General features: G+C 63.9%; 15 protein-coding genes and 1 tRNA gene. 8 read left to right on the forward strand and 8 right to left on the reverse strand.

Annotation, left to right across the window (positions count from 1 at the left end; translation table 11 throughout):
* Window positions 1-790: 790 nt before the first annotated feature.
* Window positions 791-1,003, reverse strand: coding sequence for a hypothetical protein (locus tag WN72_RS10975; protein ID WP_092217517.1), 213 nt, complete (start codon window positions 1,001-1,003; stop codon window positions 791-793).
* Window positions 1,004-2,493: 1,490 nt separating this feature from the next.
* On the opposite strand from WN72_RS10975, the gene WN72_RS10980 reads away from it, so the two are divergent.
* On the forward strand, window positions 2,494-2,715 hold the full coding sequence (locus WN72_RS10980) for a hypothetical protein (protein WP_092217518.1): 222 nt from the start codon (window positions 2,494-2,496) through the stop codon (window positions 2,713-2,715).
* Between the two features lie 7 nt (window positions 2,716-2,722).
* Complete coding sequence (locus tag WN72_RS46870; protein WP_092217519.1) at window positions 2,723-3,181, forward strand: hypothetical protein; 459 nt, start codon at window positions 2,723-2,725, stop codon at window positions 3,179-3,181.
* Window positions 3,182-4,352: 1,171 nt separating this feature from the next.
* Here WN72_RS46870 and WN72_RS10985 read toward each other — a convergent pair.
* Together WN72_RS10985 and WN72_RS10990 are read right to left on the reverse strand one after the other, a co-directional pair.
* A tRNA-Ile gene (locus WN72_RS10985) sits at window positions 4,353-4,428 on the reverse strand.
* A 329-nt stretch (window positions 4,429-4,757) separates the two neighbouring features.
* The gene (locus WN72_RS10990) at window positions 4,758-5,732 is read right to left on the reverse strand and encodes a Bug family tripartite tricarboxylate transporter substrate binding protein (RefSeq protein ID WP_167380969.1); all 975 of its coding nucleotides are present in this window, start codon (window positions 5,730-5,732) and stop codon (window positions 4,758-4,760) included.
* Window positions 5,733-5,838: 106 nt separating this feature from the next.
* On the opposite strand from WN72_RS10990, the gene WN72_RS10995 reads away from it, so the two are divergent.
* Complete coding sequence (locus WN72_RS10995) at window positions 5,839-6,801, forward strand: TAXI family TRAP transporter solute-binding subunit (protein WP_092217522.1); 963 nt, start codon at window positions 5,839-5,841, stop codon at window positions 6,799-6,801.
* A 71-nt stretch (window positions 6,802-6,872) separates the two neighbouring features.
* On the opposite strand, the gene WN72_RS11000 is transcribed toward WN72_RS10995, so the two are convergent.
* Both WN72_RS11000 and WN72_RS11005 read right to left on the reverse strand, forming a co-directional pair.
* Window positions 6,873-8,087: an ABC transporter substrate-binding protein gene (locus WN72_RS11000; protein ID WP_092217523.1), complete on the reverse strand. Its 1,215-nt coding sequence runs from the start codon at window positions 8,085-8,087 to the stop codon at window positions 6,873-6,875.
* 99 nt (window positions 8,088-8,186) lie between these two features.
* The gene (locus WN72_RS11005) at window positions 8,187-9,080 is read right to left on the reverse strand and encodes a substrate-binding domain-containing protein (RefSeq protein ID WP_027562229.1); all 894 of its coding nucleotides are present in this window, start codon (window positions 9,078-9,080) and stop codon (window positions 8,187-8,189) included.
* Window positions 9,081-9,474: 394 nt separating this feature from the next.
* Here WN72_RS11005 and WN72_RS11010 point away from each other — a divergent pair, with 394 nt between their 5' ends.
* The 4 genes from WN72_RS11010 to WN72_RS11025 all read left to right on the forward strand — a co-directional run bounded on the left by WN72_RS11010 (window position 9,475) and on the right by WN72_RS11025 (window position 14,691).
* Complete coding sequence (locus tag WN72_RS11010) at window positions 9,475-10,308, forward strand: ABC transporter substrate-binding protein (RefSeq protein ID WP_092217524.1); 834 nt, start codon at window positions 9,475-9,477, stop codon at window positions 10,306-10,308.
* 54 nt (window positions 10,309-10,362) lie between these two features.
* Entirely contained in the window at window positions 10,363-11,469 is a 1,107-nt protein-coding gene (locus tag WN72_RS11015; protein ID WP_092217525.1) for a molybdopterin-binding protein, read from the forward strand.
* A gap of 12 nt (window positions 11,470-11,481) precedes the next feature.
* Window positions 11,482-13,431 (forward strand): molybdopterin biosynthesis protein, encoded by a 1,950-nt coding sequence (locus tag WN72_RS11020; RefSeq protein ID WP_092217526.1) that lies wholly within the window; start codon window positions 11,482-11,484, stop codon window positions 13,429-13,431.
* Between the two features lie 129 nt (window positions 13,432-13,560).
* Entirely contained in the window at window positions 13,561-14,691 is a 1,131-nt protein-coding gene (locus WN72_RS11025; protein ID WP_092217527.1) for an FAD-dependent monooxygenase, read from the forward strand.
* On the opposite strand, the gene WN72_RS11030 is transcribed toward WN72_RS11025, so the two are convergent.
* From WN72_RS11030 to fdhD, 3 genes are all read right to left on the reverse strand, one after another.
* Window positions 14,658-14,876, reverse strand: coding sequence for a hypothetical protein (locus tag WN72_RS11030; protein ID WP_027562224.1), 219 nt, complete (start codon window positions 14,874-14,876; stop codon window positions 14,658-14,660). The two genes, WN72_RS11025 and WN72_RS11030, sit on opposite strands and share 34 nt — an antisense overlap.
* An 80-nt stretch (window positions 14,877-14,956) precedes the next feature.
* Window positions 14,957-15,592 carry a molybdenum cofactor guanylyltransferase MobA gene (gene mobA / locus WN72_RS11035; protein WP_035731563.1) on the reverse strand — a complete coding sequence of 212 codons (636 nt, stop codon included), beginning with the start codon at window positions 15,590-15,592 and terminating at the stop codon, window positions 14,957-14,959.
* Complete coding sequence (gene fdhD, locus WN72_RS11040) at window positions 15,579-16,469, reverse strand: formate dehydrogenase accessory sulfurtransferase FdhD (RefSeq protein ID WP_027562222.1); 891 nt, start codon at window positions 16,467-16,469, stop codon at window positions 15,579-15,581. Before fdhD ends, mobA begins: the two co-directional genes overlap by 14 nt.
* Before the next feature lie 93 nt (window positions 16,470-16,562).
* Between fdhD and mobB the strand changes: the two genes are divergently transcribed.
* Window positions 16,563-17,090, forward strand: a complete 528-nt coding sequence (gene mobB / locus WN72_RS11045; protein WP_027562221.1) for a molybdopterin-guanine dinucleotide biosynthesis protein B — start codon at window positions 16,563-16,565, stop codon at window positions 17,088-17,090.
* Window position 17,091 lies beyond the last annotated feature (1 nt).

Genomic DNA, 17,091 nt, shown 5'->3' on the forward strand with positions numbered 1-17,091 from the left:
ACCGTCGGACCTTCGGCAACGACTTCTAAACTGTCCTGAGCTATTCTTGTGGCATGGACGACGATGATGTACCTGCAGGGTTTGGCACCGCTCTTCGACAGAGCTATGCCCGTCTAGCCGCTTGGATGGTGCGGTTCAACCGCGCATCTGAGCCGAGTCGATCGCCGCACCCGACGCGGGTTGAACAACCCAATCGAGTTCTCGACAAATCGCGTCAGCCCGCGCCTCCGCGCCCATAAGCTCGGACGAGGCCACGTTGACGAAAAGCCGCAACTTGCGCCGATCTTGGTCACCGGAAGAGGAGGGGCAATTAATCTCCCTTCTTGGCGACGGAGCCATTGCCGACGAAATTGGAGTACGGCTAGGTCGGACGCGTCAGTCGGTTTACGCTCGCCTCCAGCGCTTTCAGAGGCAGCGGTGGCAAGCGAGCAGAACAAGCGGGAAATTCTTCCCGCAGTTGCCCATTGTTTGAACCTTACCGCTTCGCATTGCTCTTTCGCCAGCTACCGCTTCAATCCTCAGGCCATCACGCGCCGCACATGCATGTCTCTCCAGAATCACTGTGGCAGAGACCCTCACCGCGGGGTCGACCGGCAAAGTGTCGCGTTGCCGCGGCGGAGGACCCAAAAAACGAGACTGGCAGCGCCTCATGGCCCACCGACGTCGAGCGGTAACCAGGCATGAACCGATACCGGCTTACGATAGATCATCGCGGATTGGTGACGAGTACCGCGGTACGCATGGGCATTGAGAACCCGCTGGCTGTCGAGGCCGGCGGGTTTTTCGTTGACTAGTTTTCTCTGTATGGAATACCGAGATTGTTGCAGGCCGCCGCAAATGACGCTTTTGCCTTGGCGTCTTCAAAGCAGAACTTAGTGCCGACCTGCGCGCGGTCTGTCCACCAGCCAACATTTGCATCTTTCGCGATACGGAAGGCTTCGTCGCGCAAAAGGTCCAGTTGCCTCCCGGCAGCACGGACAATCAGGCAATTGTCTTCAGGCATAGGTATTGTCTCCAATGGCAACGAACCACAAAGTTGTCAATTGAACGGAAAACGCTCGGCCGGAGCGACTGTCAGCAAAAGGCCGCAGCAGTCGTCCTGCTGCGGCCACTTGTCAAAACATTGCGGGGTAAAAGAGGATCTAAGTAGAACAAGTCGAATATGCGCAAGCTCCCTAACACATGTATGCCGCCAGTCGCGAATCATTTCGCCAATTCCGAATTTGGAACTTTTCGGGCCATTCGCCCGCTACGCTCCGACCCGCAATTGGATCGGCAGCCGGGAGCACTGGGGCTAGAAAATAAGCCGTGCCATGTTCGGTCCTAAGGTGCAATCCTTCGAATGACATTGATTTGGCAACGGTATGTTCGCCCGCAGGACCGCCAGGCGGCTTGATCCGATCCGAGCGACATCTTAGAGCCCTCAAGAGTCCCGCGCCGATCCTGCGGAACGTCGCGGCGCCGGCCGCAGGAGTCTACCAGGAGCGGCGCCTGCGGCCCTTCCCTTTTGTCAGCATAGCTGTGGGAATTTGGATACACATCCGGGAATAATCGGCAAGCGCACAAACAGCTGATCGGAAATGTGCTTGTGTCTCGCGGGTGACGGCCTCTGTCCCAGGAGGCAAGAGCCTGTCCGGGGGCCCCAGCATCATCATGCCCCCCGGCCCGATGCTGGGGCCACCACGGGCACCGTTTCTGTACGAGGCGTCGATTGGACGAGACTTGGAGAGTCCTGTTTGCGATCAGTGCGACGGCTGTTGTCGCCGTTGGCTCATTCTTCGTCATCCGGTTTATTATCGGTTTGCACCTGTGACTTCGATCTGAATTGATCACTGCCCGGATGGTCTACGATTGCAAGTCGTGCATCGCCGCGCTCGAAGTCGGGGCCGAACGTCGGCTCCCCGAGAGCCGCACCCCTGACGGACAAACCGCGGCTCGAGATCTGACAGCCGGACGTCATCAGCCTAGCGATCAGCGCTCAGTTCAACGTGGTGTCCGCAATGGCAGTAGACTAGGACGCCGCGCAAGCCCGTCTCACGCATCTCCGCCGAAGGTGGTCTTGAACTGTCGACCGTCAGCATGCGTGGGCTTGGGGCGTCGGACTGGGCGAGGCATGCCCCCATTCAAGCGGCATCGTAAGTACCTCGCAAAATATAGATCGATGGTGGCCTCGAACCCGCGCGAGCTACAGCCTCTTGTGGGTGTGGAAAAGCAAAGCCTGTCGCTCACTCAGAGAGAGCGATCGAGACACCGGTTATACATACCCGATTGCCGAATCTTCCTAGACATTAGCATGCCTCGGCGGCTCCCCATTACTGTCGAGGCCTCCAACGGCTCCGGCGGGTTGTGCTGGGGCCTTTTTTCCGGCCAGCGAGCGGCACCCAGTGCAACGTATTACCTGCAATGTGGAAAGTCCCACAGCTGTTAATTGCGAGCTTAGGAACGAGAGCTCGGCTTTCACATTCCTTCTGAAGTGCAATCGGGAGCCTTAGCATGGCAATTCAAATCGTGATGGATCATAGCGGCGATAGCCGACACTTCTTCGACAACTCAAATTCAGAAGCATTGGCAGAGGCGGAGAAGCGTTTTCTGCAATTTGCTCTCAAAGGATATACCGCGGCGGTGCGGAAAGGGCCCGGTGAGGTGAGCAGGATCACCGCGTTCGATCCGATCGCGGAAGAAACGTTGTTCTTCCCCCGGCTCGTGGGCGGGTGATCACGAGGTGACGAGAAGGCTTCGTCGCATCGGCTTTTGGCCCCATCGAAGCGTCGCGGTTAGCAGGCTTTATCAAGCAGCTAAGGCCGAGAAGACGATTCAGGGGCGTGCGCTACGACTGCTGCGTTCTTGGCTTTCGTCCGAGCAAAGGGCAGCGTTCGATACCAGGGGGTACTTCGATGTGGTAGGATGCGACAGTGGGAAGCGGTATCGCATCCGGCGGGGAACATCCGGGAACGTCAACGAGATCGACGAGTACGGGCGGCTCGACAGGGGCTGGTGTTTCGTCCCGCTGGGTGGCTTGGTCGAGGGCGACGTCATGCTCGCCCAAAAAATAGCTCTTGAGACGGACGAGGAGCGCGCTTTGAGCGTTGCCAACAGCTTCCCGGGACCGATCCGATGGCGCCTACCCAGATATCGTCCATCAGAGGGGAGGAGTTTGGGCGCACGTTTTTATTCCAGCTAAGAGCCGGTCGGGACAATCAATAAACCTCCAGACATCGCCCGCAGGTTGGGGAAGTGCGGCTCAACGCCGTCGCAGCATCGAGCTTAATCGGCATTGTGTTTCACAATGAAAAGTTCGCGTGCGCCATTCGTTGTCGGCTCACCTAAGCACGGATGCTCCCGCACGAGATCCGGCCGCCTGCGTGCCTACTGCGGGGCCAGTTTGGTTCACTGGCGCTGTCCGATGCCGCTGGCTCTCACGAGGCCGGGCTTTTCTTCATTGCTCCAAGTTAGTCGAAACTCTTCCGCTTGGACCGAGCCATGAGTCGCCTTTGAAGCTCTTGCGTGGTTCAATCTTCCAATCAACAACCTGCTCTCTATTGATCAGCTTTAGATCCCGAATAGGATGAAAGTTTGATCGCAGTCAAACGTCGTCACAATACCAAAGATCCCAATCCCTCGAGCCTCTGCCTTCCCAACAAGTCTCCTCATTAACTTATCAAACGACAGCGTCTGCTTTCCATCAAAACGACGTTCGTCACTTGTAACTGACTTCGGCGCTCCTTCGATGTCGAACGACGCGATGCCCGCGGCGAGTTTTTCCGCGCCTATGACGACGGCTCCGCGGGGTCGACAGCGGCCGCCTTCTCGGCCTGTGTCAGACCGACCTGCTGAACGACCACAACCTCACGACGTTGAGACTAAGATTGAGAACGCGCATGGACGACAAACGATGGCATTGACTTCCTAACCTTGAGGAGGCTGAAACCAGAAACGTGGGTCGCGTCGGCCAAAGCTACCGGACCGAGGTATCCGTGCTCGAGTTGGCATGTTGGGGGACCCAGTCCCTCCCTTATGCCTGCGTTGTCGTTGGACGAGCGCTCCTCGAGAAGGGAGCGATTACCGCGGCGTCCAGTTACGAGCATCCATCGGTGCTACGCTGCGACAGATCGCAGCGACTTGGCTCATGCAGCGAGGCGCGGATTCGTGGCAGGCAGCGGGGTATCTCGGGATGTAGCTTGAGGTGCTGTCAACACGTATGGCCATCACAATCCCGACGATTTGTCCGATGCCGTCGACAGAATCGCTAAGTGCTACCCAGTCAGCGAACGAAAAGCGCACGTATCTGGTGCGATATCTGGTGCGGTGCTTCCGATGAAACGAAACCGGCCTTGATAAGTCACTGATTTCATTGGTGGGCCCGGCAGGACTCGAACCTGCAACCAGACCGTTATGAGCGGCCGGCTCTAACCATTGAGCTACAGGCCCCGCCGCGGGACGGCCCTTCGCGAATGCGCGGCCGGCAACGGTGCGCGGTTCGTTTACAGGGATGGAGGCGGGGGTGCAATGCTGGCACCCGTGGATGGGAACGCCGGCATGGCTGGGTCAGTTATTTCTAAATTCCCGAAATCGGCGATGATGCCCTTATGCTCCTGTTTTGCCCGACGATCAAATGGGTTTTCGCGGCCAGGCGCGTTCGATTTTGTAACCCATTGCAATTGCGTTGGTTTTCTACTGTGCATGGGGTTGTTTTCGTTTTTTGAGTGAAGGGGCCTTGCGGCCCCTCCGATGGCTTGCTTGCGAGCCGCCAGGCCCGCCTAGTCGACCGAGACCCCGGCGAACTCCACCACTTTGCGCCACTTCTCGGTCTCGTCGGCGACCAGCTTGCCGAACTCTGCGGGCGCCATGGGCTTGGGGATGCCGCCATTCTCGGTCAGCCGCGCGATCACCTTCGGGTCCTTCAGCGCTTCGCCGACAGCCTTGTTGAGGATCTCGATCACCTCGCTCGGCGTGCCCTTGGGCGCGGAGATGCCGTAGAAGCCGACCGATTCGAAGCCGGGCACGGTCTCGGCGATCGCCGGCACATCAGGCACGGTCGGCCAGCGCTGCGGCGAGGTCACACCAAGGGCGCGGACATTGCCGCCGCGCGACTGCTCGAGCGCGGAGGGCAAATTGTCGAAGATCAGCTGCACCTTGTTGGAGATGATGTCGGGGAAGGCGATCGCCGAGCCGCGATAGGGCACGTGGATCATGTCGCACTTGGTCATCGCCTTGAACAGCTCGGCCGACATGTGCACCGAGGTGCCGTTGCCGGATGAGGCATAGGAGATCTTGCCGGGATTGGCCTTGCAATAGTCGATGAACTCCTGGACCGTCTTGGCCGGAAACGCGTTGGAGACGACCAGCATGTTGGTGAGCTGCATGATGCTCGCCACCGGCACGGTGTCGCGCAGGAAGTCGAACGGCAGCTTCTTGTACAGCGAGGTCGAGATCGCGTTGTTGGGCGCGACGAACAGCAGCGTGTAGCCATCGGGGGCTGCGTTGATCGCAGCCGCGGCCGCGATATTGCCGCCGGAGCCGGCGCGGTTCTCGACGATGAACTGCTGGCCGAGGCGATCAGACAGCGCCTGCGCCATAATTCGCGCCACGATGTCGACCGGGCCGCCGGCGGCAAAGCCGATCATCCAGTGCACGGGGCGGTCGGGGTAGGCGGCGGAGGCGGGAGGGGAGACGCTGAAAAGACCTAAGAGAAGTGTGAGCCCGAAAAAACCGTTACGCAAAATTCGCAACATGACGTCTCCCATTGTTCTATTGTCGTTGTGGGGCATGCTTTCACAAAAACGGGCCGCTGCCTACATCGCCGCAAGTCGGTGTTGACGCAGGCCGCCGGGACTGACCATGAGATTCGCAATTCTCCTTCTCGCAGCGGTGCTGCCCCTCGGCCCCGCCGTTGCTCAAACCGGAGGCAAGGCCATTTCGAGCACGACACTCAGCCTCGGCACCGCGACGCCGGGCGGCGGCTTCCCGCTTTATGGCAATGCCTTTGCCGAGGTGATGAACGCGGCTGATCCGCAAATCACCATCGCGCCGCGCAACACCAAGGGCAGCAACGAGAACATTCCGCTGCTGGAGAAGGGCGAGCTCGATCTCGCCTTGGTCGCGGGCGAGCCGGCCTATGAGGCCTTTGCCGGCATCGGCCGCGCGCCCGTGCGGCTGAAGATCTTGACGGCGATCTATTCCAACCCCGGCATGTTCGTGGTGCGGGCGGACAGTCCCTACAAGACGATTGCCGATCTCGTCGGACAGCCGGTCGCGTTCGGCGCCAAGGGCTCGGGCCTGCCGATCCTGGCGCGCTATGTGCTCGATGGCCTTGGCCTCAAGCAGGACGAGGACTTCAAGGCCATCTATCTCGACCGCGCCGGTGACGGCCCTGCGATGGTCGAGGACAGCCGCGTGGCCGCACTCTGGGGCGCCGGCATCGGCTGGCCCGGCTTTGCCGCGGTGGCGTCGAGCGCAGCAGGCGCGCGCTTCATCGCGCCCAGCGCGGAGGAGATCGCGCGCATCCGCGCCAAGCATGCGTTCCTGAAACCGCTCACGGTGCCGGCGGGCTCCTATCCGAAGCAGAGCGAGCCGATCGCCTCGCTCGGCTCCTGGAGTTTCGTCCTCACCCGCGAGGACCTGCCCGACGATGTCGCCTATCGCCTGGCGAAGACGCTGCACGGCGTCGAGGCCACCTTCTGCAAGCAGCTCGCGCAGGCCTGCGAGACCACGGCCGCGAACACGGTGGCGGCCGCGCCGAAGGCGGAGCTGATCCATCCGGGTGTGATGAAGTATTTTCGCGAGATCGGGGTGATGAAATAGCGAATGGCGAGTCGCGAGTCGCGAATGCAGGCATCCCCTATTCGCCACTCCCTATTCGCCACTCGCCATCATCACTTCTTCACCAGCGCGCACGCCGGGTCCGGCGGCCCGAACGCCTTCTCGCCGGAGATCGTGGTGAGGATCTTGTAATAATCCCACGGGTACTTGCTCTCCTCCGGCGTCTTCACCTGCACCAGCCAGAGGTCGTGCACCATCAGATTGTCCTCGCGGATCTTGCCGTTGCGGGCGAAGAAATCCTCGACCGGCTTCTCGCGCATCTTCGCCGCGACTTTCAGCGGATCGTCGGTGCCGGCGTCCTTGATGGCGTTGAGATAGTGGATCACGCTCGAATAGACGCCGGCTTGCCACATCGACGGCATCTTGTTCATCTTGGCGAAATAGCGCTTCGACCACTCGCGGGTCTTGTCGTCCATGTCCCAATAGAACGACGTCGTCAGGAGCAGGCCTTGCGCTGCTTGCAGGCCGAGACCGTGGATGTCGGTGATCAACGCCAGCAGCGCCGCCATCTGCTGGCCGCCCTTGAACACGCCGAACTCCGAGCCGGTCTTGATCTCGTTCATGTTGTTGGGCGGGCCTGCCGCAATGCCGATGATCTTGGCCTTGGAGGCCTGCGCCTGCAGCACGAAGGAGGAGAGATCGGGTGTTGCCAGCGGCGGCTTCACCGAGCCCAGCACCTTGCCGCCATTGGCGGTGATGACGCTGGAGGCGTCGCGTTCGAGGGAGTGACCGAAGGCGTAGTCGTCGGTGATGAAGAACCAGCTGTCGCCGCCGCGCTTCACCACGGCATCCGCGGTGCCGACCGCGAGCGCGCGGGTGTCGAACACCCATTGCATCGCATAAGGCGAGCAGAACTTGCCGTGGAAATCCGCGGTGCCGGTGGAGTGGGTGATGAACAGCTTTTTCTTCTCGTTGGCGATGTTCTGCACCGCAAGGCCAACGGCGGAGACCGGCACGTCGACGATCAGATCGACCTGGTCGACGTCGTACCAGCGCCGCGCGATCCCGGCGCCGATGTCGGCCTTGAGCTGGTGGTCGCCGATCACGATGCTGATCGGCTTGCCGAGCACAGTGCCGCCGAAATCGTCGATCGCCATCTGCGCCGCGGTCACCGAGCCCTGGCCCGTCGGCGCGGAGGCGGGGCCGTTCATGTCGGTGAGCACGCCGATCTTGACGACATTGTCGGACACCTGCGCCATTGCGGCACCCGGCAATAGCGCTGCCGCCAAGGCAGCCGCGACCGGCAGTCCAAATCTCGCTGGATTCACGCTTGTCCTCCCCTGATCCGGCGCGTTGGCCGGTGTTGCCCCGGGTATGGCCCGGCTGAATTGGTTTCTTTTGCAACTATTAGGGGGCAGGCGTCAATGTCAGGCTGCGAAGCGGATCTGTCCTGCGGGCGAGGGATCGTAGCCGGTCAGCTCCTCGGCGCGCTGGCGCAGCCGCCGTTCGTTCAGGAACCGGATCAGGGCCTGCATGGCGGGGCGGAAATAGCTGCGCTGCCGCATCGCAAGATCGAAATTCTCCCAGACCAGCGGCACGAAATCGAGCCCGGCCGAGCGCGCCGCCGCCCGCGTCGCGACGCCGCAGTCCGCCTGTCCCGCGCGCACGATCTCGGCGAGGTCCGGGCCGGTGAGGGCCGGCGTCTCGACCCGGTGCACATCCCGCGTCGAGGCGCCGGCGCGCTTGAGCAGCACGTCGAGCAGCATCTGCGCGCCCGTGCCCTGTTGCCGCATCGCCATCCTGGCGCCGAGCGCGAGCACGTCGGCGAGGCCGCGCAGCCGCTTCGGGTTGCCCGGCGACAGCACGAGGCCCTGCTCGCGGCGCACGAACGCGACCAGCACCGCATCATGCAGGTCCGGCGCGTCGCGCAGCGCCGTCGCACTGGCGTCGGCGGCAAGATTGCCGTCGGCATCGAGGCTGTGGAAGTGCACCGCAGCCGCCATCACCTCGTCGCGCTGCAAGCGCTCGAGCCCGCGCGCGCTGCCCTCGCTCATCGATCCCAAGCCCGAGCCGGATTCGCGCAGGCCCCAATCCAATAGCTCGTCCTGGCTGCCGCCCACGACCGGCGGCGGCTCCGCGATCAGCATGCCGGCGGGACGCGCGAGGCCCGACAGCACCCAGAGGTCGAGCTCGTGCCGCGGGAAGAGCCACTTGCCGGTCACCTTGGTGCAGGGGATCGCGCCGTTGGTGACGAGTTCGTAGAGCTTGCGTTCGCCGAGCCGGAGATAGTCGGCGGCTTCGCTGGTCGTCAGGAATTCCATCCTGCATTCCTATGCAAATTCTTGCTTCTTTTTGACGTTCGACGCAGGTGGAATTCTGCATTTCAATTTGTGTTCATCGGAACCATGCACGATGATCTCGCTGCTTTGCAACACATCCTCGCGCGCGATTTTTGCTTTGGTGAACGATCCTGTTGCGCGCGCATGACGCGAGGGTTGCGATCGCGATCGAGATGAGCGCCGCAGCCTTGCCGAACTTTCCCGAGTGTCACGCCTTTGAACGGTTGCGCCGGCGCGGCGAAGTCTGCTGCTGGTGGTGATCAGATGTCAGCTCTATCTGTCGTTGTCAGGACCCGCGCCGCGAAGCGACAATGCGTCACGAGTGCGGCGCAATCGATCATCATCATGACCGCGTCATATCCGAGGGAACCCGCTCATGGCCGTTCGCCGCCTGTCCGCTCTGCTTGCGCTTCTCTGCGGCCTTGCCGCAGGCGTCGTGGCGTCGTCCGCGGAGGACCGCGCGATCGTGCTGGCGACGACGGCATCGACGCAGGAGTCCGGCCTGCTCGACTATCTCCTGCCGATCTTCCGCGACAGGACCGGCATCGACGTCACGGTGATTGCGCGGCGCGCCGATGAGGTGCTCGACGGCGCGCGACGGGGCGAAGCCGACGTGGTGCTGATGCATGCGCGGCCGCAGGAGGAGAAATTCGTCGCCGACGGTTTTGCATCGAAACGCTACGACGTGATGTACAACGACTATCTGCTGATCGGCCCGAAGAGCGACCCCGCCGGCGTGAAGGGCAAGGACATCGCGACCGCGCTGAAGGCGATCGAGGCCAAGGGCGCGCCGTTCGTGACGCGCGGCGATCGCTCGGGCACCCACGCAGCCGAGCTCGCGCTGTGGATCGTCGCCGGCATCGACATCGCAAGTGCCAAGGGCGCCTGGTATCGCGAGGCGAGGCAAGGCATGAACGCGGCACTCGAGGCCGCGCGCGCTGCGAATGGCTATGTGCTGTCCGACCGCGGTAGCTGGATCGCCTTCAAGGAGCGCGGCGATCTCGACATCGTCGTCGAAGGCGACAAGCGGCTGCTCAACCAGTACGGCGTGATGCTGGTCAATCCTGAAAAATTCCCGGACGTGAAGAAGGAGCTGGGGCAGGCCTTTGTCGACTGGCTGACCTCACCGGAGGGACAGACCGCGATCGCCGGCTACAAGGTCGACGGACAGCAGCTGTTTTTTCCGAATGCCGACAGGTCAGGCGGCTGATGGCTGCATCGTCGGCGGTTGCCAAACCGGGCGATGCATGGTCCATCATGGCGCATGACCCAGCGCCTGCCGCCCTCGCTCACATCGCTCGACGTCGCGCTCGCCGCGTTGCTGCGCGGCGTTGATCCGCTTGCGCCGGTGGAATTGCCGGTGACCGAAGCGGCCGGCTGCATCGCGGCGGGCACTCCGCTGCTTCCGGCCTGTCCGTCTCACGACGTTGCCGCCACCGACGGCTGGGCGCTATGCGCCAATGATCTCGTCGGCGCGTCCGCCTATTCACCGCTGCCTCTGCTTGCGGCGCCTACGTGGGTCGAAGCCGGTGACGCGATACCTGGGGGATGCGACTGCGTGCTCGACGCCGATGCAGTCGAGGTGTCGGGGCCGCTCGTGCAGGTGCTGGCCGAGGGCGTGCCCGGGCAGGGCGTCAGGCGCGCCGGCAGCGATATCGCGGACCGCGCGCCTGCCGGGAGACAGGGACATCCGGTCAGTGCAGCCGATCTGCTCATCGCGCGCGTCGCGGGTTTGGAAAAGCTCGGCGTGCGGCAGCCGCGGCTACGCATCGTCAATGTGCCGGACGCGACGGCGACGGCGCATATGATCGCCGGGATCGCGCGCACAGCGGGACTGGACGTGACGACGCTCGAGGCCGGCGCGCGTGACGAAGCATCGATTGCCGCTGTGCTCGATGCCTCCTCCTGCGATGCGCTGCTGACCGTCGGCGGCAGCGGCGTTGGTCGCCAGGATGCCGCCATCACTGCGCTGACCCAGTGCGGCGATGTGCTCGCTCATGGTCTCGCGCTCCAGCCCGGACGCACCGCGGCGGTGGCGCGGGTCGGCAAGGTTCCCGCCGTCGCCTTGCCGGGATCGCCGGATCATGCGCTCGCGGCCTGGTTCGCGCTGGTGCTTCCGTTGATCGATCGTCTGTCGGCGCGGCAGCCGCGCCGACAGGTGACCTTGCCGCTCGCGCGAAAAATCGCATCCAGCGTCGGCATCGCCGAGATCGCGCTGCTCGCAAGGGAACATGAAACATGGATGCCGATTGCGGTCGGCGAGTGGCCGCTCCAGGCGATCGCCCGCGCGGATGCATGGCTGCTCATTCCCGGCAGCCACGAAGGATTTGCGGCGGGCGTGCCGGTCGATGCTTATCTCATGCGGGAGTGATATGGTTCCGGCATGACCATGATCCCAAAACCGCCAGACCGCAGCGCGCTCGAACAGGAGCAGTTCCTCAAGATCCTTTCGCGCGAGGAGGCGCTGGCGCGCTTCGAGGCGGCGCTGTTCCCGCGTGCGCTTCCGAATGAGGTTTGCAAGCTCGGTGCTGCGCTCGGCGCGGCACTCGCCGAAGACGTCACGGCACCGATCGATGTGCCGCCGTTCGACCGCTCCAATGTCGATGGCTTTGCCGTGCGCTCGTCCGACCTCGCCGCGGCCGGCGAAGGCGCGCCTGTTCGCCTTGCGCTCAACGGCGAGACCATCCATTGCGGCACCGCGCCGGCGCTACAAGTCGCAGTGGGAACCGCAACGGCGATCGCGACCGGCGGTCCGCTGCCGCGCGGCGCCGACGCCGTCGTCATGGTCGAGCATACCCAGCCGACCGGCTCGGATGCGATCGACGTCCGCCGCGCGACATCGCCCGGCCAGTTCGTCTCCTATGCGGGTTCCGACATCGCGCGCGGCGAGGCGCTGCTGCGCGCCGGCACGGTTATCGGGTCGCGCGAGATCGGCATGCTGGCGGCCTGCGGCATCGCCGAGGTGAAAGTCGCACGCAAGCCGCGCGTTGCCGTGATCTCCACCGGCGACGAGCTGGTGCAGCCCGGCGAAGCGCTCGCGTCGGCCGCGATCTACGATACCAATGGTGCGATCGTCACCGCGGCGATCAACGAGAATGGTGGTGAGGCGGTCTTCCTCGGCGCCATTCCCGACGATGAGGCAAAGCTCGAAGCCGCCATGCGCAGCGCGCTGGCGGACGCCGACATGCTGGTCCTCTCCGGCGGTACGTCGAAGGGCGCCGGCGACCTGTCACACCGCATCATCGGCCGGCTCGGGGCACCCGGCATCATCGCGCATGGTGTTGCGCTCAAGCCGGGCAAGCCGCTGTGCCTTGCGGTGTGCGACGGCAAGCCGGTGGTGATCCTGCCGGGCTTTCCGACTTCGGCAATGTTCACCTTCCACGACATGATCGTGCCGGTGTTGCGCAAAGTGGCCGGACTGCCGCCACGCTCCGACGCCAAGGTGAATGCGACGGTACCGGTCCGCATCGCGTCCGAGCTCGGCCGCACCGAATTCGTCATGGTCTCGCTGGTCGAGGGCAAGGACGGCTTGATCGCCTATCCATCCGGCAAGGGCTCCGGTGCGATCACGTCCTTTGCGCAGGCCGATGGTTTTCTGCGCATCGATGCGCTCGCCGACCAGATGCCGGCCGGCACCGAGGCCGAGGTGACGCTGGTCACGCCGCATGTGCGTGTGCCCGATCTCGTCATCGTCGGCAGCCACTGCACTGGCCTCGATCTCGTCACCGCGCAGCTCGCGCATGCCGGGCTCACCGTGCGTTCGATCGCGGTCGGCAGCCTCGGCGGGCTTGCGGCGGCCAAGCGCGGTGAATGCGATCTCGCGCCGATCCATCTGTTCGACGACAAGAGCGAGACCTACAACACACCTTATCTCGTCGAGGGGCTTGAGCTCGTGCCGGGCTGGCGGCGGATGCAGGGCATCGTCTTTCGCAAGGGCGACAAGCGTTTCGAAGGCCTCGGCGCGAAAGAGGCGGTCGCGGCTGCGCTCAGCGATCCCGCCTGCATCATGGTCAACCGCAACCAGGGCGCCGGCACGCGCATCCTGATCGACCGGCTGCTCAACGGCGCGCGCCCCGAAGGCTACTGGAACCAGCCGCGTTCGCATAATGCGGTGGCCGCGGCCGTCGCGCAGCACCGCGCCGACTGGGGCATGACCATTGCGCCGGTCGCCCATGCGGTCGGCCTTGGTTTCATTCCGTTCGCGGAAGAGCATTATGACTTCGCGCTGGTGACGGCGCGCAAGCAGCGGCCGGCGGTGCAGGCCTTTCTTGATGCGCTCGGCTCGGACGAGGCGCGCGCCGCACTGGAGCACGCGGGCTTCCGGCCCGCCTAAAGCGCGTGAACGCGCTTTAGATTCTTGTTCGAGCATGATTTGTTCGGAAAACCGCTTCACACTTTTCCGGATCATGCTCTAGATCGACGACGCGGCGCTCAAGCCGCGCGGCAGGGGGGTGGGGACGCGATGGCAAGGCCGCTTTCGGTTGCGATCGTCGGTGCCGGCATGGGTGGGCTCGCGACAGCCGCGGCGCTCAGGCGCGTCGGCGTCGACGTCATGGTCTACGAGCAGGCCTCGCAGTTCGCCCGCATCGGCGCCGGCATCCAGATCGGCTGCAACGCGATGAAGGTGCTGCGCGCACTGGGGCTCGAGCAACGGATGCGCAGCCAGTCGTTCTATCCACGCTCCTGGAATAATCGCGACTGGAAGAGCGGCGACATCAAATTCGACATGATCTTTGGCGAGAGCGCGGAGGAGAAGTTCGGCGCGCCCTATCTGCTCGCCCATCGCGGGGATCTGCATGCGGCGCTGGCGAGCGCCGTGCCGGATGAGTTCGTGAGGCTCAACCACAAGCTGGCCGGTCTCGACGAGACGGGCGAGGGCGTCCGGCTCAGCTTCGCCGACGGCACCAGCGCCGTTGCCGATGCCGTTGTCGGCGCGGACGGCGTGCATTCGACCGTGCGCGATACCCTGTTCGACACCGCGCCGGTCAGGTTCACCGGCCGCATCGCCTATCGCACCACCTATCCGGCAGCGCTGCTCGGCGGCGCAGAGATCGACGACTGCACCAAATGGTGGGGCGAGGACCGCCACATCGTGATCTATTACGTCAAGCCTGATCGCAGCGAGGTCTATCTCGTCACCAGCCAGCCCGAGCCGGATTTCCGCATCGAGTCCTGGTCGGCGAAGGGTGACGTGCGCGATCTGCGCGCCTCATTCGAAGGCTTTCATCCGCAGGTCGGTCACGTGCTCGCGGCGTGTCCCGACGTGCACAAATGGGCGATCATGGATCGCGACGCGCTGGAGCGCTGGGCCGACGGCAATGTGACGCTGCTCGGCGATGCCTGCCATCCCATGACGCCCTACATGGCGCAGGGCGCGGCGATGGCCATCGAGGACGCCGCGGTGCTGTCGCGCTGCCTCGACGGCGTCGACCGCGACGGTGTCGCGGACGCATTCCGCCGCTTCGAGGCGACGCGCAAGGAGCGAACGACACGGGTCCAGGAAACCTCGCGTGCCAACATCTGGCTGAGAGAGCGGACCGACACGAGTTGGGTCTACGGCTACGATGCCTGGTCGGTGCCGCTCGCGGCTTGAGCGGCGCGCTCGCGTTCCTCCGCCTCGGCCAGTGCACGCTGCGCGGCGGGCGGCAGCGGCTTCGGGTCGGGCGGGACTTCGACGATGTCAGGCTTGCTAAGCCGTTTCGTGCGATCGATCGTATCCGAAACATCGATGGCGAAATCGACAACTTCGAATATGACATCCAAAAGGGAGTCGGCCATGGCTCATCCGGGGCAACGTACCGATCATTGGTCGTTCCCGTGCGGGGCCCGGTTCACGGCCAGGAGCTCAAAGCGGCGCCCTACGACGCGTCATCCAGCGCCGCCAGCCGCTCGGCCTCGGCGATGTCCTCGACCGTGTTGGCATTGAAGAACGGATCGAGCGGCGCGGCCGGCCAGGTCACCGTCGCGAGCGGATAGCGCGCGGTCCAGCGGTCGATCTTGCGGAGGTCCTCGACGACCAGCGCGTGCCGGAGCTCGTTGCGCAAGGCGACGCGCCACAATCCGATCACCGGATGCGACTGATCGCCGGATGCGGCGACCGCGAGCTGGGCGTTCTCCCGTGTTCGCGCCTCGTGCAGGCGCGCGACGAGATCGCGCGGCAGGAACGGGCAGTCGCCGGCAGCGCTGAGCACCCACTCGATGTCAGGACGGTTCGCAGCGGTCCAGTCGAGCGCGGCCAGAATGCCGGCGAGCGGGCCGGGGAAGCCGGGCACGTCGTCGGCGATGACCTGCAAGCCGAACGAAGCGAAACGCGCGGGATCGCCGTTGGCGTTCAGGATCAATCCGCTGCACTGGGGTGAAAGGCGCGCGATCACGCGCTCCAGAATGGTGCGGCCGCTGATGGTGCGCATAGGCTTGTCGCCACCGCCCATGCGGCGCGCCAGACCGCCGGCGAGCAACACACCTTGCGTGGCGGGAATGTCAGTCGTCACCACCTTCACCCTTGCGCTTGTGCTTGGCCGATTCCTCCTCGACGTAAGCGAGGTTCTGATCGTAGACGATCCGCTCTTCGCCTGCGAGCACGATGAAGCGCTTCCCGCGGGTGCGGCCAACCAGCGTCAGGCCAACCTGTCTTGCGAGATCGACACCCCAGGCGGTGAAGCCGGAGCGCGACACCAGGATCGGAATGCCCATGCGTACCGTCTTGATCACCATCTCCGAGGTGAGGCGTCCCGTGGTGTAGAGGATCTTGTCGCTGGCATCGACGCCGTGGCGGTACATCCAGCCCGCGATCTTGTCGACGGCGTTGTGGCGCCCGACGTCCTCGGTGTAGCAGAGCGGCTCGCCTTCCTTGCACAGCACGCAGCCGTGGATCGCGCCAGCCTCGAGATAAAGCGAGGGCATGGTGTTGATGGTCTGCGTCATCTGGTAGAGCCAGGAGGTACGCAGCTCGGCCTTCGGCAGCGCGACGCTCTCGACCGCCTCCAACAGATCGCCGAAGGCCGTGCCCTGCGCGCAGCCCGAGGTCTGCGTGCGCTTCTTCAGCTTGGCCTCGAAATTGGTGTGGTGCTCGGTGCGCACCACGACCACCTGGAGGTCGTCGTCGTATTCGACCTCGGTGACGGCGTCATTATATTTCAGCATGTTCTGGTTCAGCAGATAGCCGAGCGCCAGGTATTCCGGATAGTCGCCGATCGTCATCATGGTGACGATCTCCTGGGCATTCAGGTAGAGCGTCAGCGGCCGTTCCATCGGCACCTTGATCTCGACCTGGGCGCCGGTCTGGTCGGTCCCGGTCACGCTCTGGGTCAGGCGCGGGTCGTCCGGGTTGGGGACGATCAGGGGTACCGGGGCTTTGTCGATCTTCATCATGGCCGTGACGTTAGCATGACATTCGGGTCAAGCCGATATAAGCATGGTCACTATGATGGAGAAGGCGGTTCCGGCCGCGGAGATCGAGTTACGATGAAAGTCATCGGCCTTGCAGGCTGGAGCGGTGCGGGCAAGACCACGCTGTTGACGCGGCTGATCCCGCATTTCAACGCGCAGGGCCTGCGTGTCTCGGTCATCAAGCACGCGCACCACCAGTTCGACGTCGACGTGCCCGGCAAGGATTCCTGGCGCCATCGCGAGGCAGGCGCGGCCGAGGTGCTGGTGGCCTCGTCAAACCGTTGGGCCCTGATGCATGAATTGCGCGGAGCGGCGGAGCCGCGGCTGCCGGAACTATTGAGCAAGCTGTCCGCCGTCGATCTCGTCGTGGTCGAGGGCTTCAAGCGCGAGCCGCATCGCAAGATCGAGGTGCACCGCGCCGCCAACGGCAAGCCGCTGCTGTTTCCCGACGATCCCGGCATCGCCGGGATCGCGACCGACGTTGCGATTGACACGCGGCTGCCGACTGTCCATCTCGATGATATCGAGGCTGCCGCGGCGCTGATGCTGCGGGCGGCGATGCCGGTCGAGGAAGCGGTGGCCAAAAGCGCCGCGATGCGCTGAC

The sequence above is a fragment of the Bradyrhizobium arachidis genome, assembly GCF_015291705.1.
Classification (GTDB): Bacteria; Pseudomonadota; Alphaproteobacteria; order Rhizobiales; family Xanthobacteraceae; genus Bradyrhizobium; species Bradyrhizobium arachidis.

Coding starts and splice junctions, on each gene's coding strand:
- WN72_RS10975 (WP_092217517.1), bottom strand. CDS start 1,003: ATGCCTGAAGACAATTGCCTGATTGTCCGTGCTGCCGGGAGGCAACTG.
- WN72_RS10980 (WP_092217518.1), top strand. CDS start 2,494: ATGGCAATTCAAATCGTGATGGATCATAGCGGCGATAGCCGACACTTC.
- WN72_RS10990 (WP_167380969.1), bottom strand. CDS start 5,732: ATGTTGCGAATTTTGCGTAACGGTTTTTTCGGGCTCACACTTCTCTTA.
- WN72_RS10995 (WP_092217522.1), top strand. CDS start 5,839: ATGAGATTCGCAATTCTCCTTCTCGCAGCGGTGCTGCCCCTCGGCCCC.
- WN72_RS11005 (WP_027562229.1), bottom strand. CDS start 9,080: ATGGAATTCCTGACGACCAGCGAAGCCGCCGACTATCTCCGGCTCGGC.
- WN72_RS11010 (WP_092217524.1), top strand. CDS start 9,475: ATGGCCGTTCGCCGCCTGTCCGCTCTGCTTGCGCTTCTCTGCGGCCTT.
- WN72_RS11015 (WP_092217525.1), top strand. CDS start 10,363: ATGACCCAGCGCCTGCCGCCCTCGCTCACATCGCTCGACGTCGCGCTC.
- WN72_RS11020 (WP_092217526.1), top strand. CDS start 11,482: ATGACCATGATCCCAAAACCGCCAGACCGCAGCGCGCTCGAACAGGAG.
- WN72_RS11025 (WP_092217527.1), top strand. CDS start 13,561: ATGGCAAGGCCGCTTTCGGTTGCGATCGTCGGTGCCGGCATGGGTGGG.
- WN72_RS11030 (WP_027562224.1), bottom strand. CDS start 14,876: ATGGCCGACTCCCTTTTGGATGTCATATTCGAAGTTGTCGATTTCGCC.
- fdhD (WP_027562222.1), bottom strand. CDS start 16,469: ATGATGAAGATCGACAAAGCCCCGGTACCCCTGATCGTCCCCAACCCG.
- mobB (WP_027562221.1), top strand. CDS start 16,563: ATGAAAGTCATCGGCCTTGCAGGCTGGAGCGGTGCGGGCAAGACCACG.